The following is a 20556-nucleotide window of genomic DNA, read 5'->3' on the forward strand; positions in this document are numbered from 1 at the left end:
CCCGGGATTGATGCGCCTGCGTTCACTCGATCCTGAAATATTTGATGCCGACGCCGATCCTGCCGCCGAGGCGTGAAACATCTTGCCGCAAGCTCGGGAAAACGTCACCGGCCGGCGCTGGATTGGGCCCAGCGAGCGAAGGCAGCGGCGCCTGGCTGACAAGGGCGATGACGGCTTGCGGACGGACCGGAGCGCCGGAAGCAGCCGTCGATTCGAGCTTGAGGGTGAAGCTCGCCTTGCCGCCCTCGCGGCGCGTGAAGCTGGCGAGGTTGTAGACAAGCCCGTCATCGCCGACGAGCAGGACAGCGAGGTTCTGCTTCGGATCGCTCTCGACGGTGCCGCTCAGCGTGTCGCCGCTCTTCATGGTGAAGGCGCCGATCTGCATGACAGGGCTGCGATCTATGCCGCGCCCGAGCTGACGCAGGAAATCGACCATCGGACATTGCGCCGTGGTGATCGACCGGAGGCTGATCTGCGCCTCGAAGCCCTGCGCCCGCTTGAAGGCGCCGTCGAAGGCGACGAAGGGCGGCGCGGAGCTGCCGAAGCCCTCGATCGCGGCGCGCCTGTCGCCGACCGAGGTCGGCCAGAGGAAGAAGCAGGCGCCGCCATCGTAGGTCGCGATATAGCGCTCGATGCGTTCCGCTGGCGTGCGCGGCTCGCGTTCTGCGAGGGGCTGGTCGACCATATTGGTCGCCGTCTTGTTCTCCGGCGCCGGCGGGGTGGCGGCAGGAGGAACGGCAGGAGGAACGGTGAGAGGAGGAATGGCGACGGGCGGCAACTGGGCTGGAGGCGGGACCTGGATCTGGGCTGCCGGTGGCGGGCTCAGAGTCGGCGGAGCTTCTGCTCGCGCGCTACTTTGAGACGGTGCCGCGGGCGCAGGCGTCGGCGCCGGGCTGGAGGCGGGGGCTGGCGGGCGCTGCGAGGGCGGTTGCTGCGGCTGCTGGCGCTCGGAGGCGAAGCTGCCGGCTGGCGGTTGTGGGGAGGCTGCCGTTTCGTTCGGGCGGGCCTGTTGCGGCTCCGGAGCCACGCCTTGCAGGCTCGGCACGGGCGGCGCATCGCTGCGGCCGGCGAGCACGGGTGGGTCAGGGGCTGTCGCCGGGCTGCCGCCCTGTCCGAGCAGCTGCCAGGCGAGGAAGCCGCCAACGGCGAGCACGGTGAAGGTGGCCGCACCGGCGAGCGCTTTCCAGGCAAGGCCGCCGCCTCCGACGCCGCCGGCATTCCTCTGTCCCTTCAACTGCCAGGAAGCGACCTCCGCCATGTCGGCGGGCCGATCCTTGGGGTCGGGTGCTAGCATGCGAGCCAGCAGCGGCCGCAGGCTCTTGTCGACCGCGGCAAGGTCCGGCACGCGCCGACGCTTCTCCAGGATCTGCATCTGGGTGCCGCCCATGTCGAGGGGCCGGCCGCCAAGCGCCTCGGCGAGGACGAGGCCGAGGCTGTAAATGTCCGATCTTCCGGTGACCTCGCCGCCGAACAGGCCGAGCTGCTCGGGCGAGACATAGTTGTATTTGCCGGCGAAACCGGTGCCGATGACGGTCTTTTCGCCCAGTAGGCTGGACTTGGCGATGCCGAAATCGATGATCTTGGCGCGCGCGACCTGGCCGCCGGGCAGGATGATATTGTCGGGCGAGACGTCGCGATGGGTGATCCCTAGCATATGTGCAGCATGCAGGCCGCTGGCGATGCGCCGGCGTAGCAGGTCGACTTCCTCCGGTGGCAGCGCTCCCTGCTTGAGCCGCTCTGACAGCGACTGCCCGTCGACGAACTCCATGGCGAGATAGGTCGCCTGCGTCGCGGGATCGACGGTGAAGACGTAATAGCGGACGATTGCCTCGTTGTAGACATTGTGCAGCGCCGCCGCTTCCTTGCGGAACAGGGTGACGACCGCCTCGTCCTGCGCCATGTCAGGGCGGACCATCTTGATCGCCACCGCGTCGCCGGTCTGGATGGCGCGGCCCTTGTAGATCTCGCCCATGCCGCCGACCGCGATCAGGCGCTCGATCTCATAGATGCCGTTCAGCCGCGTGCCGACTGACAGTCCGTTGCGCGGCATGATGATCGTGCGCTCGGAATCGGTCATGGGGCCTCGTTCTTCGGCTGACGCATGTTCGGCATCCAGCGCGTCTGTACGCGGCGATCCTGATGATAGCGGACAATCACGACGGTGACATTATCGGTCGCGCCGCGCTCCAGCGTCAGCGCGAGCAGTGCGTCGCAAGCGCCCTGGACATCAGCGCCGGATGCGGCGCGCAGGATTTCGTCATCCTCGACATGTCCGGTCAGGCCGTCGGAGCAGAGCACGAAGGTGTCGCCGCCTTCGAGTTCGCCATGGTCGATGTCGAGGGAGGGCAGATCGTGGACGCCGATGGCGCGGGTGATCACATGCCGGCGCGGCCAGTTGCGCGCCTCCTCGGCGCTGAGCAGGCCGCGATCCAGCATGTCCTGCGCCTCGGTATGATCGCGCGAGATCTGGGTGATGTAGCCGTGGCGGACGAGGTAGATCCGGCTGTCGCCCGACCAGACGCAGGCGAAATGGCTGCCGTGCACCAACAGGACGGCGAGGGTCGAGCCCATGGTCGCGCCCGCCTGTTCGTGGGCCCGGCGGCGCAGCTCGGCATTGGCGGCGAGCACGCTCCGTTCCAGCCGTGCCAGAAGGTCGGCGGCTGAGCTCGCGGCACCGATGCCGTCGAGCGCGGCGGCGACGGTGGCGCTTGCCATGGCGCCGTTCTCGTGTCCTCCCATGCCGTCGGCGACGGCCCAGAGCCCGAATTCGGGCCGCGTCACGAGATTGTCCTCGTTATGGCTGCGCACACGGCCGGGATGGCTGATCGCGCCGGTCTCGAAGGGAGGGGCTGGGCCGGCATGGTTCATGACGCTGCTCCCGCACCGAGAAAGGCGTCGAAGCGGCCGGTCAGGAGGCCGCTGAACAGATAGGGGCTCGGCAGAGCCTGGCCGACCAAGGCGAGCGGCTCGAAGTTCTCGCCGCCGACGGTCCAGAGATAGCAGGCATGGGCATAGGAGCGCGTATGGTCCTCGACCCGCAGTGCGGCCAGCCGGGCCGGGAAGGTCGCCGGGTCGAGCGCGCTGACGATCGTACCGTCGGACAGCCTGACCATGTCGGCAGGCGGGGCGGCCTTCAGCTCGTCGTTCGGAACCGGCAACTGGGCTAGCGCCTCGGCAACGGCCTCGAAGCTCGCTTCGGGCTCCAGCGCATTCAGCAGGAAATCTTCGGCGCGCTCGAACCAGGCATCCTGCGGGTCGGTTTCGGGCGGCGGGATCGCCGCGCCCGGACCCGCGACCGCGAAGACCGTGAGCGGGAAATAACGGCCGATGCCGTCGACCGAGGGCATGAAGGCCCCGGCGACGGTGTTGCCGCCATAGGCCGAGCCGAGCCAGAAGCGCCAGATCGGCGCGTGCAGGAAGGCGTCCTGCCAGCCGGCGCCGAGATCGAGTCGGCTCGCGGTCAGCCCACCCTGGAGCCAGGGCTCGTAGACCGAGAGAAAGGCCGTGGGCGCCCCCAGGGCGATGAAGTCGCGCTTGCCCGGCAGCTTTCCGAACAGCCCGCACGCCATGGCTCAAATCCCCGTCGGACAGCGGATTTCGCGCAGCGCCGGCAGCACCAGCGGGTTCTTCAGCGAGCCGACGCCGAACTGGTAGCCGACCTGTCGGCCGCCGGAGGCGAGCGTGAACACGACATTGTCGCCCTGGCGCAGCACCGAGCCGGTATCGAGCAGCCGGAAGAACGACCAGACGCCATCGCGCTCGAACAGCTTGACCTCGCTCGGCGCGGCCGGGGTCGGGCTGTTCGAGAAGAAGCCGCCACCGAAGATGCCGCCGGCATTGTTGCTGCCGGCGCCGCCACCGAGCGTTAGGGTGATCGAGGTCCGCGCCAGCCCGGCGCCCGGCCACATCACCGGCGTCGGCGTGTTGACGCCCTGCTGGCTCGCCACCGTGAAGCCGTTGATCTCGAGCTTGGCGCCTGAGGCGTCGGAGGACAGGGCGGTCGGCACCGCCACCATCTGGAAGGAGGGAAGGTTGCCGCCGGTCGGGAAGAAGGCCTCGCGAATGTCGCTGGCGCGCTGGAACTCGCGCAAGGTCGTCGGCGAGAGCGAGCGGGCGACGCGGCTGTCGGCGCGCCAGCTCCATTGCGCGCCGGACTTGTCGATATAGGGGTCGAGCCGCTCCTTCAGGAACTTGTCCATGGCGCCGGTGCCGGGCGCGAAGAGCTGCGCGAAGTCGGAGAGGGCGATGTCGCGGGTGCTGCCCTTGGTGAAGGGGTAGCGATTGGCGAGAAGATTGGTGCAGGTGCGGCTGACCTCGTCGCCGAGCGCCTGGCGCAGCAGAGAGATGGTGGCGCTGGTGGCGTCGCCCTCGAAATCATTGACCGCCGAGACGATCATCGCATCGAACGGGGCAGGGTAGCGCGAGGAGTTGCCGCGCAGCGAGGCGATCAATGGCACCATCGCCGCGTTCGCCGCCGCCGACTGGGCCGGGGTGGTCGCCGCCATGGCGAGGTTCTGGTTGATCTCGGCGAAGATCTGCAGCGCCTGGTCGACCGGCCGGCGGCCGAGATCGCCGTCGACCAGGACATGGTACTGCTTGAAGCCGGCCTCGATATTGGCGCCGAGCGCCTCGCTGCCGGCCGATAGCACGCGGTCTACCCCCGGCGCGCTCAGCGGCAGGGAGGTGCCGAGCCGGCCGAGTGCCGCATTGGCCCGCTCCTCCAGCGTCTTGGCTGCGGCCTCCTTGCCGGCCTGTGCCGCCGCCTGCGTGGCGGTCGGCCGGCGGGCGGCTCGCTCCTTGGTCAGCTGCGTCTCGTCGCGGACCGATTCCAGCACTTGCTTGAAGGGCGAGGTCGGTGCGGCGATCGCCGAGAGCGCCACGTATTTCGGCTTGTCGGCATTGAGCGGGCGCAGCTTCAACCGGCGCAGGGCGCGCTGCCACGACGCTATGAAATCGCGTGAATAAAGCTTCATAAGATCTTGGAAAAGACTAGCATATTGCGAAGTGATCGCCGCCTGGTCGACATTCTCGCCGAGGACCCAGCGCTCCTTCTCGATGCGCTCGCCGATATCGCCGAGGCGGTCGACGAAGGCGTTCTGGAAGCCGTCATAGGTGTAGAAATAGGGCACCCGGATCGTATCGAGATCCTCGCCTGAGACCCCCTCGAAGACGAGCCGGACATCCGAGCCGCCGCGCTGCGCCGCGACCCAGTCGCGGTTGGCGTTGCGCCCTTGCGTGCGCAGCAACTCATAGGCGCGCTCGGCGATGCTCATCCGCCGCAGTGTCTGCTGGCTGCTCTCGATCAGCGTCTGGTTGAGCTTGACCAGCGGCTCGGCGCCCTCGTCGAGATCGAGCAGCGCGGTGAGATGCTCTTCCAGCGCCTCGCGGCCCTTGGCGTTGGCGGCGCCCGGGAACAGGTTCTCGGCCCAGTCGAGCCGCATCCAGGCGAGGACGAGATCGCGGTCGAGCTTCGCCCGGCCGCCGATCATCAGATAGACCTTGAGCGCCTCGTAGAGGAAGCCGGGATTGTTGGCATTGGCCTCGAGCTGCTCTTCGAGCCGGAAGATGATGCGCGAGCGCAGCATCCGCTCCAGCGCCTCCTGATAGCTGATCTGCGTCGCCGATTGCAGGCGCTCGCGCTGGCTCAGACCGAAGGTCGCGGCGACGGGCGTCGGCTCGTCCTTGTTGGCGTAGCCGGCCGGCATGTGCCGCAATTTGTGCAGCAGCGGCAGGACAAGGCTGAAATTCCGTTCCGAGATCGTTGTTTCCTGCAGCACCGGGGCGGCGCTCGAACGGTAGTCGGCAAGGGCGTAATTGGTCTGGTTGATCAGCTCGCTGTTGCGCGCATAGCTCGTCCACCACAGTCCGGTGAGGGTTACTGCGGCGAGCGCCACCGCGGTGAAGCCGGCGGCACGCAACAGGGCCGAGCGCCTGATGGCGCGCAGATCGGTCGAGACCCAGCCGGACTCGCCGATGATCACCTTCTGGATCAGATCGGTCAGGAAATAGCTCTTGCCACGGCCCGAGAAGCTGCCGGCGCCGGCATGCTCGCTGCCGAAATTGCGCGAGAGCGCGCCGATCAACTGGTCGATCGGCGTGCCTTCCTGTGTGCCCGAAGTGAAGTAGAAGCCGCGCAGCGTCGCGCTCTGCTGGTAGCGCGTCGGTTCGAAGACGCGGCCGAGGAAGTCGACCATGATCGGCTTCAGCGCCGCCATCTGGCTCGGCAGGCCGAAGAGCTGGGCGCGTGCGGTCGGATTGGGCTCGTCCTGCAGGCGGTCGGAGAGGCGCTGGTTCAGGCGCTCGATCAGCGCGTCGAACTCCGGCGGAACGTCGCCGATCATGTTTCGGGTCTTGTCGAGGGTCTGGAAGCTATGGCCCCAGACCATGCGGCGCTGCGGCTCGGAGAGCCCGCCGAAGAACTCGTTGAAGCCGGCGATCAGATCGGCCTTGGTGAAGACCGCATAGACAGGGAAATCGATCTTCAGGCGCTCGTTCAGCTCGAGCAGGCGGGCGCGGATCGCCTCGGCATGGGCGGCAACCTGTTCGGGCGTCGAGGTCAGCAGATCCTCGACGCTGATCGCGACCATGACGCCGTTGATCGGCTGACGCGGGCGGTTCTGCTTCAACAGGTCGAGGAAGGCGAGCCAGCCCGCGCGTTCGGCCTTGGCGTCGGTGTCCTGGGTGGTGTAGCGCCCGGCGGTGTCGATCAGCACCGCTTCCTCGGCGAACCACCAGTCGCAATAGCGCGTACCGCCATTGCCGGCGACCGCCGCCGGGGCCTGGCCGCCGCGCGCCAGCGGGAATTTCAGGCCGGAATTGACCAGCGCCGTCGTCTTGCCGGCGCCGGGCGGGCCGATCATCACATACCAGGGCAGGTCGTAGAGATAGTCGCCGCCATCCTTGCCGCGAGCCCGCTTCAGCGTCGCGAGCGCATCGCGCATCGCCGAGCCGAGCGCCGCGCCGTCGCCGGTCGCGCTTTCCTCCTTGGCCAGCGCCTCGCTCAGCGCAGCCACTGCCTTGCGCCGCCGGATGAGGATCATGGCGATCCAGACGCCGGCGCCGATCGCGAGAAGCAGGACGAGCGGCAGGCGCACGAAGAGCGGCTCGAACGGGCGCACTTCGCCGATCGCGACGAAGGGGCCGCCGAACCAGATCAGCAGGGCGAGCGCCAGCGTGCCCACTGCGATTGCGACGATCCTGAGCCAGATCGCGACGCTCATTTCGTGTCGATCTCCCTCTTGGCAGGTCTCGCGGTGCTCGTTCGGTCTCTAGCTTTCGCGCTGGATCAGGATCTCGACCCGGCGGTTCTTGGCGCGTCCTTCAGGCGTGGCATTGCTGGCGATCGGCGCGTCGGGGCCCTTGCCCTCGATGCTGATCCGCTCCTTCCGGTTCAGCCTGGTCTTGAGGAGCTCGCCGACGGCCTTGGCGCGCTCCAGCGACAATTGCTGGTTGGAGGGGAAGCGCGCGGTGCGGATCGGCTGGCTGTCGGTGTGGCCGACGACCTTGATCGCCCCGCCTTCCTCGTTCAGCACTGCGGCGATGCGCTCGATCAGCGGGCGGAACTCGTCGCGTACCACCGCCTGCCCGGGCTCGAACAGGGTGATGTCGACGAGCCGGACGATGATCAGGTTGGGCGTGACCTGGCAGGTGATCGGCGGGCGCACCGTGGTGCAGATCTTGGGCTGCTGCGCCGGCGGCGGTAATGGCGGCGGCGGTTTGGCGAAGACTTTCCGGACAATCGAAAGCTCGCCCTTGGGATGGACGGCGAGCAAGGCGGAGGCCGAGGCCTCGGCCTTGCCGCCGAGCAGGGCCCGGAAGATGAAATAGAGGCCGAGCACCGCGACGGCGGCGACGGCGGCGACCGACCAGACCGGGATCCTGAACCCGGCCAGACGCGAGACCAGCGCCTGCCCTTGCCAGCGCGGCGACAATTCCGGATCGGGTTGCTTCACCCGCCGCAGCGTCTCGAACAGGCTGCGCTGGATCATCTGCAGATTGGCGGCGCCGCCGGCCGAGGTGCGGTGGATGCCCTCGAAGCCGAGCGCCAGGCAGGCATGCATCAATTCGAGCAGGTCGTAATTGACCGACGGATCCCGCTTGGCGCGTTCCAGCTCCTCGAAGAAGCGCACGCCGCCGGTGCGTTCGCCGAAGAAGCGCGAGAGCATGCTGTACTGCGTCCAGACATGGCGATCCTCGCCGGGGATGTTCTGGACGATGTCGTCGGCGAAGGCGCAGAGGATGTATTTGGCGGTGCGCGTCTGCTCGGGCGAGGCGCCTGCTGCCCGGACCTCGTGCTCGAAGGCCTCGATCGTTTCGCCGACCTGGCCGATCATCTGGGTGGCCGGGGCGCTGCTCAGCGAGGCGCGCAGGCGCCCGAGCAGCAGGAGAAGCGGGCCGGCCGCCTTGAGCATCGGATTGGCATTGGGCGTGAGCATCTGCTCGCGCCGCGGTAGGGCCTGTGGGACATGGCCGGGCGGCGATGCCGCGCTGGGCCGGGGCGGCGGCGCCGAGAGCCATTCCTCGCCGGCGCCGGGCACGCCCGGGGAGCCGGCCGCGCCGGATGGATATTGCGGCGCGGTCGACGGGCCGTAGCCATGGGGCGAGGCCGGGGGCACGGGGTAGCCAGGCCTGACGGGCTGCGGGTCGGGGCGCGAGGGTGGCGGCGCCCGCCTTCCCGCGGGGTTCGGCTTGATGATCGTCCGGTCCGAGCGTCCGAACGGGTCGGAGGGCGAACCCTTGTCGCTCATCTTCTGCCCTCGAGCACGGCCCAGAGCTCCATTTCGAGATCGGGCCAGTCACCGGAGAAATGCATGCCGATCGAACTCGCCGTGCTGAACTCCGGCCAGAGCGGCGAGGTGCGGTCGAGGTAGAAATAGACGTGGTCGGTCAGCGCCCGGATCTGCGGCGGCGGCGTCGGCAGATGGACGAGATTGATGCCCGGCAGATGGGCATGGACGATCTCGTTCATCTTGGTGTTGGGGCCGACCTTGAACAGATGCGGGAACTGCCCCTGGATCTCGGTCAGCGGACGGCGCGCCGCGACTTCGAGGATCAGCGTCGCATTGCGCACCAGGGCGCGATCGCGGATCGTCGACATGAAGGCGTTGGGCGCGCGCTCGACGATTTCGAGGCGGATGGCGCGGCGGCCGAGCTGGGCCGAGAGAAAATCCTGGATGTCGCGCACGACCGGGGTGAAGCAACCCTCGAGATCGTCATGATCATAGGCGGGATAGTCGCGGGCGCGGCGCTCGGCGGTGGTGAAGGTGGCGAGCTCGCCGGCAATGGCGAGCAGCGTCACGAACAGCCGCTCCGGATGCACGAAGCGCGAGCCGCGCATGTGCTTCAGCACCGGAATGTGCCGGTTGAGCATCTGCAGGATGAAGTAGTCGGCGCTTTGCAGGCCGCCGCCCGCGGTCGGGTCGGCGGCGTAGCGGGCGAGTTCCTCCAGCTTGTTGTCGATCCAGCCGATGACCCGGTCCATCCAGCCGTCGACGACCGGGTGGGCCGAGCAGATCAGGAGCGGCGGCGCGAATTTTTCGTCGAACAGGACGGCGCGATCGCGCACTTCCAGGATGCGGCCGAGGGCGAGGCCGACATAGCCGGGCTTGGCGGTCTTGCGCAGTTCGAGCGAAAGGCGCGGATGGGCGATGTCGATCTCCTCCTCGATCCGCAGCGATGCGGTGGAGTCGATCAGCATCTCGGTCGCCGGGATGAAGCGGCTGGCGCTGCCGCTCAGGCTGTCCTCGACCTCGCGCGTGTTTGCGGAAGCGAGCGGCAGGGAGAGCCAGGCGATCTGTCCGGCGGCATTCTCCGGCACCTCGATCGCCGGCGGCAGCGGCGCGTTGTCCGGCACGGCGAAGGGGGTCCCGTCCGGCAGCACGCCGACGGCGCGGCGCAGGCCGATGCGGCTCTGCTGGGCGAGGTCGCGGTCGATCTCCAGCACCGAAAACCCCCATGGATAGGGCGTGGTGTGCCTGACGCGGCTTTCCAGCAGGTTTTCGAGGTAGCGGTCGCTCTGCTGCAGATGGTGCGGTCGCAGGAACAGGCCTTCGGACCAGACAACCTTGCTGTACCACGACATCCGGTTCTCGCTATCTCAAGGCTGGTTCAAGAGCATATACAGCTCGCTTCCCAGCGTCACCATGGCGTGCCATCGTATTCGCCGAACCTGTTTGCGTGCTTTGGCAAAGATTTCGCGGCGGCAGGTCTGCGGATCCCCCGCTAGATCAACTTGCGGGTGGGCCGTGGCCTGCGCGCCGTGGCGGTAGTCGAAGGGGATAGGCCATGCCGACCGGTCCTGCCGCGCGCATCCTCGATCCGGTGATCCATCCGCTCCCTGGCGTGCTTCAGCCCGGCCCCGGCAGTTTCAACGTGATCATCGGCGGCAAGCCCGCCTGGCGCGGCGTTTCGGCCGCCGCCGCGGCGGCGATCCAGGCGGCCAAGGCGATCTCGGACACCACAATCCAGGTGGCCGAGGCGGCGACGCTCGCCGCCGCCGGCACGCCGGGGGCGCCCGCGGCCAAGGCCGCCGAGGAGGCGACGAAGGCCGCTGCCGCCGCCAGCATGGGCTCAATGATCTCCGGCGCGGCCGGTGGCGCGGATATTCACATTTGCGCGACCCCTCTGCCGATCCCGCCGCACGGGCCCGGCGTCGTCGTCGACGGCTCGCAGACCGTGCTGATCAACAGCCTCAGCGCCTGCCGGGTCGGCGACACCATCATCGAGGCCGTGGGGCCGCCGAACAAGATCGCCTTCGGCGAGCCGACCGTGATCATCGGCGGCTGAAATGGGGCGGCGAAGCTCTCCCGACCGGATCGTATCGGGCTATGAGCGCTTCCGCCTGCTGCGTGTCGAGCGCAGCGTGCGGGATGCCGATCTGGCGGTCTGGCATGGGCGCTCGCGCAATTCACGCGTCGCCAAGGTACTGGCCTTCATGCTGCTGATCCGCGCCGGAGGCGGGGGCGGCTTGCCGCTCTCGCGCCAGCCGAGCGTGATCTGCAAGGGGGCCGAGCAGCAGTTCTTCAGCGCGTCCGGCGAGAACCAGGCAGCGCATCTCCTGCCGGGCCAGATCGTCATCGATGGCGCCATGCCCTGGCTCTATCTCCAGGGCGAGCCGGCCCGGCTGCTGCAGAACGAGTTCGCCTATGTCGAGCCGATCCACGCCAATTTCAACGCGGCCGACCGGATCGCCGAGCGCAACGGCATGACCAATGCCTTCGCCGATGCCTGCCGGCAGGTTCTGATGGCGCAGGGTGTGCCGGAGCGCGACGTCGCCGATGCCTACAACCGGGTCTGGGCACCGCGAGCCCTGGCGGCGATCCTGGCGGCGGAGAGCGAGTTGCGTGCCGAGCCGCTGCCACCAGCCCTGGTCTTCGGCGAGCCAGGGAGCGCCGATTACAACACGATTCTCAATCTCGAAGAGCGCGGCAGCGCCATGGGCGACGCGGAGGTCTGGAACAATTTCGAGCGGCTGAGCATGCTCGATTATTACCGGGCGAGCTTCGACGATCCGCCGCCCGAGCTCGAGCCGCGGGCGATCAGGGCGCTGCTGGGGCTGTGAGCGGCGGTGCCAGCGGCGTCGAAACGAGGCATGGTTGGCCTTCAGCGGCCGCCACGGTCATAGCATTCGGCGAAGTAGAGCATGAAGGCGTCGACCAGCCCATCCTCGTAAGGGGCGGTCTTGGCCTCCCAGCGCGCGACATAGGCGTCCCAGAGCCTGCCCTTGCGTGAGGAGAGCAGGCTGTCGAGACCGCGCTCCGAGCCGAGGCTTTCGGAAACAGCCTGCGGATCGAGATCCTCGACCAGCATGCGCAACGCGTGCTGCATCGCCGAATAGGTCTTGATCTGGTGGGCCTTGAGATCCCTGAAGCTCTCCTCGAACGCCTTCTGGGCGTTGAGATAGCCGCTGGTCGGGCGGCCCAGGATCAGCCTGAGCGCATCCTCGATGGTCGGCGAGAATTTCAGCGGGTTGTTGTCCTGCGCCTGAATCATCGTCTGATTGGCGCTGCGGGCGATGCGCTTGCTCTCGGCCCGCGCCGCCAGCAACTGCTTCAGCTCGACGGCGACGAGGCGCATCAGCGCGCCAGTCTGCTCGGCGAAAGCGCCGGGGTCCTGCCAGGACAGGGCTTCGACCGGCAGGCCGGCGCCGCGCGCAAAGCGGGCCATGAACTCGGCCGGGGAGATCTCGCCGGCGGTCGCGGCTGCCGAGGGTGGTGGCGGACGCGGCGGCGCAGGCGGCGGGAGGGGCGGCTCGAAGCCGGGCAGCGGCCCTGCCGGTGGTGCCTCGCTCCACGGATCGGCGGCCGGGAGCGCACCCGGCGGCCGACGCGGCGTCGGGATCGGGGCGATGGGGTCGGCCGCCGGGACGGGCGGCGGCTGATAGGGCGCCCAGGCCATCTCGTCCTGGCGCGAAGGGGGATACGGAGCGGCTGTGGCCGGCGGCTCAGGCTGTGGCGCGAAGGCCTGCCGCCCGGTTTCCTCCGGCGTCGGGATGTCGGCGGCCCAATCGATGAAGCCGGCATGGACCGGCCGGTATTTCTGCGGCGGCATCAGGTCGCGGCGCGCGATCGGTGGCGCCTCGTCGCCATTGCCGTCCCAGAGCGATTCAGCGGGGGGCGGCGGGGCCGGCGGCCGCTCGGCCATGGCCGCCGGCTGCCGGCCGGCATCGTCGATCGTCACGGCGATGATGTAGTGGCCGATTTCGAGCCGGTCGCCATGCTGCAGGCGATAGGGCGACTGCACCCGGTGGGCCGCGCCGTTGACGAAGGTGCCGTTGGTCGAGATGTCGCGCAGCCAATAGGCGTTGTCGTGGAAGCGGATCTCGCAATGGCGGCCGGAGATGGTGCGCGTCGGATCGGGCAGGGCCCAGTCGAGATGCTGGTCGCGCCCGATATCGAGGCCCCGTCCGCCACTGAGCGTCACGCTGAGCGGGCCGCCATCGGGCAGCGAGGTCTCGTTCTCGATCGTCAGCGTCAGCGCCATCTGGACATGTCCGTATCGCTGCCACGAGGTTTGTGCCGCTCAGGCGGCATCGCCACGCCAGCTCTACGTCCGCGCTCCGCCGCCTTCGTCATCGACCAGACGAAAGCACGCTTCGATGCAGTTTCGCAATGCGGCATCGCGCTCACGGGTCGGAAGGCGGCCCAATGCGGTTAACACGGCGATCCGGGCGGTCTTGGCGGTGAGGTCGGGCGGGCAGGGCACGGCATGGCTCGCCAGCATGCTGCCGCCGGAATAGCCGGCCGCCCAGGCGACCCAGGTGGCGGGTTCGGCCGGGTCCGCGGTTTCCGCGACCGACAGCGCTTCGCGCCGCCGGGCATCGCCGGGATCACGCACCCAGGCTTCGGCCGCGGCAAGCGCCGGCCCAGCCGGGGCGCCCGCCGGGCGCATGCGCTGGACGCTCTGGAGGGCCCACCAGACGGCTTCCCGCCGCGGCAGCAGAAAGGCGCAGAAGCCGATCGCATCTTTCGGCTCGGCGCCGGCGGCAAGCCGGGCGAGGAAGGCCAGCGGTGCCTCGTTCGCCGGTGCCGTGGCGACGAGCCGGCGCAGAGCGGGGAAGCTCTCGAAGACTTCGCCGGCCGTGCTGAAGCGGAGGCGGGTCATCGCGCGCTCAATTGATCTTGACGATGCCGCCGGTGACGATGGTGGTCGCGTCGGCGTGGACCTCGGTCTTGAGGGTGCTGGTGACCTTGATGGTCGGCGACGAGATGGTGATGTCGGTCGGCGTCATGGTGATGGTGCTCTCGCCGCAAACCAGCTTGATCTCGAGCGCCGCCTCGACATAGCGCTTTCCGTCCTTGACGTGCAGCTTGTCGCTGCCGCCCATGATCTGGGTGGTGCGGGTGAAGTCGGTCGGGCCGCCCTCGAACTCCTTGCCGACATCGCGGGTCTCGGTGTTGAAGACCACGGTCTTGTGGTCCTTCTGCGCCTGCAGGCTGAAGACCTCCTTGCCGGCGAGGTCCTCGAACTTGATTTCGTTGAATTTGCCAGCCTTGCCTGAGCCTTCGGTGGATTCCGATTTCAGCCCCGACTGGGTCTTGTTGGCCGGCAGGTCATAGGGCGGCATGTGCTGGTCGTTGACGACGGCTCCGGTGATCAGCGGGCGGTCGGGATCGCCCTCGATGAATTCGACGATGACCTCCTGGCCGATGCGCGGGATGATCTGTCCGCCCCAGTTCTTGCCGGACCAGAGCTGTCCGACGCGAACGCGGCAGGAGGTCGAGTCCTTTTCCCGATCCCAGTGGAAGCGCAGCCAGACCCGGCCGTATTTGTCGACGTCGATATCGCCTTCCTCACCCTTGTTCTTCTCGCCGACCACCCTGGCGGTGTCCGGTCCGACGATCACCGGAGAAGGGGTGACGAGCGGCGCGCGGAAGCGCTTGTCGGCTTTCAGGAGCTCGTAGGAGCCGTGATAGATCGCGTCGTCGACGCGCTTCGCGGAGCGATAGCTCTGAACCCCGAAATTATGCGTGGCGCGCACCACCAGATATTCGGCGTTCTCGGAACCGACCGGGTGGACGCCGAGGGTCATCACCGAGCCCGGATGCAGGCTCGGCGCCTCGCCCATGGCCTGGCGGCGATCATCTTGCGCCTGCTCGGCCTGCGCCAGCACCTTGGCGAAGCGCTCACCCTTGCCGCGATCCAGATAGGCACCGGGATAGTCGTAGCTCTCATAGGCCTTGCTGCGGGCGAAGCCTTCCTCGGCCTTGGCGGTCAGGTCGGCGGTGGATTTCTCGAAATCATAGTCCTTGAGCTCGATCTTGCCGGTGCGCAGGCGGCGCAGCGTCGACCATTGCGTGATGTGCTCGATCGGGCGGCGCTGGCGGCCATCCCTGGGCATGAACGGGTAGGCGCTGCCGGCGCCGGCGAAGGTGGGCTCGGCCGCCGCGGTGACGGAGTCGTGCGACGAGCGGGCATCGGAGAGGATCAGCTTGTGGTCGCCATCCGTATGCTTGAAGTAATAGTAGATCCCGTGCTTCTCGAGCAGCCTGAGCACGAAGTCGAGATCGGTCTCGCGATACTGCACGCAGTAATCGATCTCGCCCGGCTTGTCGCTGACGCGGTCGTCGAAGCTCGCCTTGTCCTCCTTGCCGAAGATCGTCTTGACGATGTCGAGCGGCGTCTTGTTCTTGAAGATCCGGCAATCTGCGCGCTGTGAGAGCAGCCAGAGCCAGGGCCGCAGGACGAAACGATAGCTGTCGATGTCGTTCTCGCGGCCGAGCCATTGCGCATCGACGAGAACACCGTTGAAGACGCGGTCCTGACCGTTCTTCAAGGTCATCTTGACCGAGCATTTCTCGCCTATGATGCTTTGCAGGTCGGCGTTCGCAGTCGTGCTCGTCGCCTCGACCTGATAGGCGAATAGTTCGCTCAGAGCTTCGTGCGCTTCAAACTTGATAAGTGAAAAAAAGTCTTTCCCCAATGGGGTTGTAAAGGAAGCAAGTCTTTTTGACTGTCGAAGTTCGCTTGGCATCAACGAAACCTCGTGGCTTGTGGCCGGGTACGACATTGACGCAGCGGATGCTGAGAGTCATAGTCTCAACCCTCAGTCTTCGACCGCCGACTTGAAGTTAATCGGGAGGAAGACCGTGCGCAAGCAGGCCCTTGTCAGTATCAGCGCCGCTTTCGCCGTCGGGTTATGCGCGGTTTCGGCCGTGCCGGCACAGGCCCAAAGCTACAAGGCAGATGACATCATCAAGCATTTCGGGGGTGGGAAGCCCAATCTCGGCGTGTCGCGCGGGCTCTGCGTCGGAACGGAGGCAGAATGCAGCAAGGCGGGTCATGTCGTGAAACCAGCGGCCGCCTTCGACCTGGTGGTCCGCTTCAAGTACAATTCGGACGTGCTCGAGCCCGATGCCAAGAGCAATCTCGACGAGTTCGCCAAGGCGCTGAAGGATCCGCAGCTCGCCGCCAGCAGCTTCCTGGTCGAAGGGCATACCGATGCGAGGGGCTCGGCCGACTACAATCTCAACCTGTCGGAGCGTCGCGCAAAGGCCGTGGTGAGCTATCTCAGCGAACGCGGTGTCGATACCGCCAAGCTGCTGCCGCGCGGCTTCGGCCAGACCAAGCCGATCGTGGCCGATCCCTATTCCGGCGATAATCGCCGGGTCGAGACGCGGATTCGTGTGGATTGACGCGCATTCCTGCCAGCGGCCGCTTGGCATCGGCCTGTTGACCGAGGGGCTCCATGGCGGCGCTGAATTTCGCTGATTTTTCCGGGCCGGTTGCCGCGGACGACCTTTGCGGGCCCGATCCCGAAGAAGACGCGGGCTTCACGAACATTATCGCGCATCTGGAAGTTGCGCTGCCGACATCCTATTTCGCGCCCCGGCCGGATGGCCGGCTGGTCGCCTTCGACCGGGCGACGATCGATTTCCCCGCCGCCTTCGGCGACCTCGCCAAGATACTCAAGCTCAGCCGCGACATCCGGGTACTGGTGCTGGCCGGGAAGCTCTGCCTGCTCAATCGCGACATACCGGGCTTTGCCGCCTGCCTGGGGCTGATCACCGACCATCTCTCGGAGCATTGGGATGAGGTGCATCCGCGTGCCGAGCAGGGCGACTTCATCCTGCGCGAGGTGGCGCTGCAAAGCCTCGACGACCTGGCCACGGTCGTGCTGCCGTTGCAGCATGCGCCACTCCTGATCAGCCGGCGGATCGGCCCTCTGGTCTTCCGCAGCCAGCTCGTCGCCGCCGGCACGATCCAGCCCGAGGAGGAGGAGCAGCACCCGGATGCGGGTGCGATCCAGGCGGCGCTGGCCGAAACCGGTGGCGCGGAGCTGCAGGCCGCCTTCGCTCATATCGTGGCGATCCGTGATGCGATCGCCCGGATCCGTGCGACCTGGAGCGAGCGCGCTGGCGGCGGAGCGGTGAGCTTTCCACGTCTCTCGGCGCTGGTCGGTCAGATCATCGGCTTTCTCGAGCCGGTCGTCGGTGCGCGGATGCCCGCCGCTCCGGCGGATCAGCCCATCGAGGCCGGCATGCCGGTCGCGGCTTCGGTGGGCCCGGCCGGCCTGCCGCCGGGCTCCTGCGCTTCTGTGACGGAGGCGCGTGCGGCGCTGGCCGCCTGCCTGAGCTATTTTCGCCGCGCCGAGCCTTCGAGCCCGGCGGTGCTGCTGATCGGGCAGGCCCAGCGGCTGATCGGCAAGTCGCTGATCGAAGTGATCCAGATCATGTTTCCCGAACATGTCGACAAGGCGATGCTCGAAATCGGCACCGAGCCGCGTTTTCAGCTGCCGCTCGAGCGCCTGAACGCGTCGGATGGCTATGACCAGCCTGACGATGGCGCGGAGGAGGCGCCGAGCGAGGGCTGGGAGGAGGCGGAAGAGGGGCCGGACGATGCGGTGGCCGAGCTCGAGGCGGAGCCCGGGGAGGGGAACGAGACCGGGCCGGCTGGGGGCGCTCCGGCGCCGGTCGGCGCGCCTTTGGTGGCGGGTGTCGCGACCCGCGCCGAGGCGGTCGGCCGGATGAAGGCGGTGGCGGGGTTCTACCGGCAGGTCGAGCCCTCCAACCCGATCCCGCTGCTGATGGACAAGGCCTGTGGGCTCGCGCAGCATGATTTCATGTCGCTGCTCAGCGATATCCTTCCTGAAGTCGGCATACGTCAGAGCAGGGACGAGTAGGTCGGGGTCTGGTGCCGGGCCGGCGCTCCCGCGGCGCGCCTCCCCAGGCCGGCGGCCCGCCGCGACTTCACAAGATCGCGACCGGTCGGCGATGACGACTTGCAGATGCCAAGCAGCGCGACGGGAACTGTCAAGCTGACTGCATTTGTGTATTGTATTGGGAGATTGGTGACTTGGCGTGGTGTCACGCTGCCTCTGCGTGATGCATCGAGAGGAAAGGCACTGACGATGGCCGGAGATTCTGGGCAAAGGTTCATTCGCCGCAACAGGCCACCACGGGTCCATATCACCTATGAGGACCCCTACAATGCCGACCAGAAGATCGAATTGCCCTTTGTGATGGGCGTCCTTGCCGATCTCTCGGGCAATGCCTCGGCCGTGGCGAAGCCCGATATCTCCGAGCGCAAATTCCTCGACATAGACATGGATAATTTCGATCAGCGCATGGCCGCGATCGAGCCGGGCGTCGCCTTCAACGTGCCCAACAAGCTGGGCGGCGACGGCAATGAGAAGCTCTCGGTGGCGTTGAAGTTCTCGCGGTTCGACGACCTCAACCCGGCGGCGATCGCCCGTCAGATCCCGGCGACGGCCAAGCTGCTCGAGGCACGCGAGCAGCTCGCCAACCTGCTGCGCTACATGGACGGCAAGATGGCGGCGAGCGACCAGATCAAGGCGCTGCTCGCCGACCCGCAGCTGATGACGGCGCTGAAGGACAGGCTCGGCGAGACATCGGCTGACGGCAACAAGCGTGACGGCAACGGGTGAGCGAGGCGGAGGCGACCATGGCGGAAGCACAAATCCAGCAACCCGGCGCAGCCATCGCCGAGACACGCGACGCCGACGAGTTCGCGAACGTTCTCAAGCAGAGCTTCAAGCCGAAGACCGAGCGGGCGGCGACCGAGGTCGAGAACGCGGTGGCGACCCTGGTCAACCAGGCGCTCGCCGACTCCACGCTGATCAAGGGCGACGTGCTCGACACGATCGAGGAGATGATCGCACGGCTCGACGCCAAGCTGACCGAGCAGATGAACGAGGTGCTGCACGCGCCCGAGTTCCAGAAGATTGAAAGCGCCTGGCGCGGCCTGAACTATCTCGTCTTCAACTCCGAGACGGACTCGCAGCTGAAGATCAAGATCATGAATGTCGGTAAGAGCGAGCTCTATCGCAATCTCAAGACCTATCCCGGCGCGCGCTGGGATCAGAGCCCGCTCTTCAAGCAGATTTATGAGCAGGAGTTCGGTCAGCTCGGCGGCCAGCCCTTCGGCTGCCTGATCGGCGACTATCACTTCAGCCATGTGGCGACCGATGTGCAGCTGCTGCGCGATCTTTCCAAGGTCGCGGCCTCGGCGCATGCACCTTTCTTCGCCGGCGCAGACCCGACGCTGATGGGCATGGACACCTGGACGGAACTGTCCAATCCGCGCGATCTCGGCAAGGTCTTCGACACGCCCGACTATGCCGCCTGGAAATCGCTGCGCGACGCGGCCGACTCCCGCTATATGGGGCTGTGCCTGCCGCGCGTGCTGTCGCGCGTGCCCTATGGCGCGAAGTCCGAGCCGGTCGAGGAATTCGCCTTCGAGGAAGATACCGACGGGCACAAGGGCGAGAAATACGCCTGGATGAACGCGGCCTATGCGATGGCCGTCAACATCAACCGTGCCTACAAGGAATATGGCTGGTGCACCCGCATCCGCGGCGTGCAGTCGGGCGGCGAGGTCCTGAACCTGCCGACCCACACCTTCCCGACGGATGATGGCGGCGTCGACCTGAAATGCCCGACCGAGATCGCGATCAGCGATCGCCGTGAGGCGGAGCTGGCGAAATCGGGGCTGATCCCGCTGATCCACCGCAAGAACACCGACAAGGCGGCGTTCATCGGGGCGCAGTCGCTCTACAAGCCGAAGGCCTTTTTCGGTCCCGACGGCGTCGCGGCGACCGCCTCGGACAACCTGTCCTCGCGGCTGCCCTACATGTTCGCCGTCTCGCGCTTCGCGCACTATCTGAAATGCATGGTGCGCGACAAGGTCGGCTCCTACAAGGAGCGCGAACCCCTGCGTCGCTGGCTGCAGGAATGGATCACCGACTATATCGACGGCGATCCGGTCAATTCCAGCGAGGAGACGAAGGCGCGCCGTCCGCTTTCCGATGCGCGCATCGACGTCTTCGAAGACGAGGAGAACCCCGGATATTATTCGGCCAAGTTCTACCTCAGGCCGCATTTCCAGCTGGAGGGCATGGATATCGGCCTGAGCCTGGTCTCGCGCCTGCCCGCGCCCAAGAATTAAGGCGTCGCGCGCCTTCGGGCGCGCGGAGTCTCCAGGCCTGTGCCTACCCCGCGCGGATCGCGCCGGGGCTGAGCGGTCGCGCGCCGGTACCACCCCGCGGGCGAAGCGCAGTCGCAATCGACTTCGTCGGATGACGGTCAAACACTGGAGAGAACGATGGCCAGCGACTTCCTGCTCGAGATCGAGGGAATCAAGGGCGAGAGCCATGATTCCAAGCACAAGGAAACGATCGAGATCGAATCCTTCTCCTGGGGCGCGAGCAATTCGGGCACGCATTCCGCAGGGTCCGGCGGCGGCGCCGGCAAGGTCAGCTTCCAGGACCTGCATTGCACGGCCAATGTCAGCAAGGCGTCGCCGGTGCTGATGCTGTCCTGCGCCTCGGGCAAGCACATCAAGAAGGCGGTGCTGTTCGTGCGCAAGCAGGGCAAGGACCAGCAGGAATTCTACACCGTGACGCTGCAGGACCTGCTGGTCTCGAGCTATCAGTCCGGCGACTCGACCGGTGGCAACCCGGTGCCGACCGACCAGTTCTCGCTGAACTTCGCCAAGATCAAGTTCGAGTACAAGTTCCAGAAGGAGGACGGCACGCTCGGCGCGCCCTCGACCGGGACCTGGGACATCAAGGCCAACAAGGAGTGAGATGACGGCCTG

General features: G+C 67.1%; 16 protein-coding genes. 7 read left to right on the forward strand and 9 right to left on the reverse strand.

The window, feature by feature from the left end; all coding sequences use genetic code 11:
- Positions 1-22 precede the first annotated feature (22 nt).
- The 6 genes from AC3RCC_RS14515 to tssK are packed head-to-tail and all read right to left on the reverse strand — an operon-like array spanning position 23 to position 10081.
- Complete coding sequence (locus AC3RCC_RS14515) at positions 23-2077, reverse strand: serine/threonine-protein kinase (protein ID WP_492255709.1); 2055 nt, start codon at positions 2075-2077, stop codon at positions 23-25.
- On the reverse strand, positions 2074-2868 hold the full coding sequence (locus AC3RCC_RS14520) for a PP2C family protein-serine/threonine phosphatase (protein ID WP_492255710.1): 795 nt from the start codon (positions 2866-2868) through the stop codon (positions 2074-2076). Before AC3RCC_RS14520 ends, AC3RCC_RS14515 begins: the two co-directional genes overlap by 4 nt.
- Positions 2865-3569, reverse strand: a complete 705-nt coding sequence (tagF, locus tag AC3RCC_RS14525; protein WP_492255711.1) for a type VI secretion system-associated protein TagF — start codon at positions 3567-3569, stop codon at positions 2865-2867. Before tagF ends, AC3RCC_RS14520 begins: the two co-directional genes overlap by 4 nt.
- A gap of 3 nt (positions 3570-3572) precedes the next feature.
- On the reverse strand, positions 3573-7220 hold the full coding sequence (gene tssM / locus AC3RCC_RS14530) for a type VI secretion system membrane subunit TssM (protein WP_492255712.1): 3648 nt from the start codon (positions 7218-7220) through the stop codon (positions 3573-3575).
- Between the two features lie 48 nt (positions 7221-7268).
- Entirely contained in the window at positions 7269-8747 is a 1479-nt protein-coding gene (gene tssL / locus AC3RCC_RS14535) for a type VI secretion system protein TssL, long form (protein ID WP_492255713.1), read from the reverse strand.
- Complete coding sequence (tssK, locus tag AC3RCC_RS14540) at positions 8744-10081, reverse strand: type VI secretion system baseplate subunit TssK (RefSeq protein ID WP_492255714.1); 1338 nt, start codon at positions 10079-10081, stop codon at positions 8744-8746. Before tssK ends, tssL begins: the two co-directional genes overlap by 4 nt.
- A 203-nt stretch (positions 10082-10284) precedes the next feature.
- On the opposite strand from tssK, the gene AC3RCC_RS14545 reads away from it, so the two are divergent.
- Together AC3RCC_RS14545 and AC3RCC_RS14550 are read left to right on the forward strand one after the other, a co-directional pair.
- Complete coding sequence (locus tag AC3RCC_RS14545; RefSeq protein WP_291645554.1) at positions 10285-10785, forward strand: PAAR domain-containing protein; 501 nt, start codon at positions 10285-10287, stop codon at positions 10783-10785.
- 1 nt (position 10786) lies between these two features.
- On the forward strand, positions 10787-11560 hold the full coding sequence (locus tag AC3RCC_RS14550) for a hypothetical protein (RefSeq protein ID WP_291634825.1): 774 nt from the start codon (positions 10787-10789) through the stop codon (positions 11558-11560).
- 41 nt (positions 11561-11601) lie between these two features.
- Here the strand turns inward: AC3RCC_RS14550 and tagH are convergent, their stop codons facing one another.
- The 3 genes from tagH to AC3RCC_RS14565 all read right to left on the reverse strand — a co-directional run bounded on the left by tagH (position 11602) and on the right by AC3RCC_RS14565 (position 15508).
- Positions 11602-12981, reverse strand: a complete 1380-nt coding sequence (gene tagH / locus AC3RCC_RS14555; RefSeq protein ID WP_492255715.1) for a type VI secretion system-associated FHA domain protein TagH — start codon at positions 12979-12981, stop codon at positions 11602-11604.
- Positions 12982-13044: 63 nt separating this feature from the next.
- Positions 13045-13602, reverse strand: a complete 558-nt coding sequence (locus AC3RCC_RS14560; RefSeq protein ID WP_492255716.1) for a DUF6931 family protein — start codon at positions 13600-13602, stop codon at positions 13045-13047.
- Between the two features lie 7 nt (positions 13603-13609).
- On the reverse strand, positions 13610-15508 hold the full coding sequence (locus AC3RCC_RS14565; protein ID WP_492255717.1) for a type VI secretion system Vgr family protein: 1899 nt from the start codon (positions 15506-15508) through the stop codon (positions 13610-13612).
- A 79-nt stretch (positions 15509-15587) separates the two neighbouring features.
- On the opposite strand from AC3RCC_RS14565, the gene AC3RCC_RS14570 reads away from it, so the two are divergent.
- The 5 genes from AC3RCC_RS14570 (at position 15588) to AC3RCC_RS14590 (ending at position 20544) form a co-directional block, all read left to right on the forward strand.
- The gene (locus AC3RCC_RS14570) at positions 15588-16133 is read left to right on the forward strand and encodes an OmpA family protein (RefSeq protein ID WP_291634817.1); all 546 of its coding nucleotides are present in this window, start codon (positions 15588-15590) and stop codon (positions 16131-16133) included.
- Positions 16134-16186: 53 nt separating this feature from the next.
- The gene (locus AC3RCC_RS14575; protein WP_492255718.1) at positions 16187-17620 is read left to right on the forward strand and encodes a type VI secretion system protein TssA; all 1434 of its coding nucleotides are present in this window, start codon (positions 16187-16189) and stop codon (positions 17618-17620) included.
- 228 nt (positions 17621-17848) lie between these two features.
- A complete protein-coding gene (gene tssB, locus AC3RCC_RS14580; protein ID WP_291634814.1) occupies positions 17849-18385 on the forward strand; it encodes a type VI secretion system contractile sheath small subunit in 537 nt (178 codons plus the stop codon).
- Positions 18386-18402: 17 nt separating this feature from the next.
- A complete protein-coding gene (gene tssC, locus AC3RCC_RS14585) occupies positions 18403-19905 on the forward strand; it encodes a type VI secretion system contractile sheath large subunit (RefSeq protein WP_492255719.1) in 1503 nt (500 codons plus the stop codon).
- Between the two features lie 156 nt (positions 19906-20061).
- Positions 20062-20544, forward strand: a complete 483-nt coding sequence (locus AC3RCC_RS14590; protein ID WP_291634810.1) for an Hcp family type VI secretion system effector — start codon at positions 20062-20064, stop codon at positions 20542-20544.
- The last annotated feature ends 12 nt before the right edge of the window (positions 20545-20556 follow it).

This window comes from Allobosea sp. GW823-FHT01F03 (assembly GCF_058798075.1).

Bases quoted from the DNA above. Each gene is read 5' to 3' on its own strand.
- AC3RCC_RS14515 (WP_492255709.1), bottom strand. From the start codon at position 2,077: ATGACCGATTCCGAGCGCACGATCATCATGCCGCGCAACGGACTGTCA.
- AC3RCC_RS14520 (WP_492255710.1), bottom strand. From the start codon at position 2,868: ATGAACCATGCCGGCCCAGCCCCTCCCTTCGAGACCGGCGCGATCAGC.
- tagF (WP_492255711.1), bottom strand. From the start codon at position 3,569: ATGGCGTGCGGGCTGTTCGGAAAGCTGCCGGGCAAGCGCGACTTCATC.
- tssM (WP_492255712.1), bottom strand. From the start codon at position 7,220: ATGAGCGTCGCGATCTGGCTCAGGATCGTCGCAATCGCAGTGGGCACG.
- tssL (WP_492255713.1), bottom strand. From the start codon at position 8,747: ATGAGCGACAAGGGTTCGCCCTCCGACCCGTTCGGACGCTCGGACCGG.
- tssK (WP_492255714.1), bottom strand. From the start codon at position 10,081: ATGTCGTGGTACAGCAAGGTTGTCTGGTCCGAAGGCCTGTTCCTGCGA.
- AC3RCC_RS14545 (WP_291645554.1), top strand. From the start codon at position 10,285: ATGCCGACCGGTCCTGCCGCGCGCATCCTCGATCCGGTGATCCATCCG.
- AC3RCC_RS14550 (WP_291634825.1), top strand. From the start codon at position 10,787: ATGGGGCGGCGAAGCTCTCCCGACCGGATCGTATCGGGCTATGAGCGC.
- tagH (WP_492255715.1), bottom strand. From the start codon at position 12,981: ATGGCGCTGACGCTGACGATCGAGAACGAGACCTCGCTGCCCGATGGC.
- AC3RCC_RS14560 (WP_492255716.1), bottom strand. From the start codon at position 13,602: ATGACCCGCCTCCGCTTCAGCACGGCCGGCGAAGTCTTCGAGAGCTTC.
- AC3RCC_RS14565 (WP_492255717.1), bottom strand. From the start codon at position 15,508: ATGTCGTACCCGGCCACAAGCCACGAGGTTTCGTTGATGCCAAGCGAA.
- AC3RCC_RS14575 (WP_492255718.1), top strand. From the start codon at position 16,187: ATGGCGGCGCTGAATTTCGCTGATTTTTCCGGGCCGGTTGCCGCGGAC.
- tssB (WP_291634814.1), top strand. From the start codon at position 17,849: ATGGCCGGAGATTCTGGGCAAAGGTTCATTCGCCGCAACAGGCCACCA.
- tssC (WP_492255719.1), top strand. From the start codon at position 18,403: ATGGCGGAAGCACAAATCCAGCAACCCGGCGCAGCCATCGCCGAGACA.
- AC3RCC_RS14590 (WP_291634810.1), top strand. From the start codon at position 20,062: ATGGCCAGCGACTTCCTGCTCGAGATCGAGGGAATCAAGGGCGAGAGC.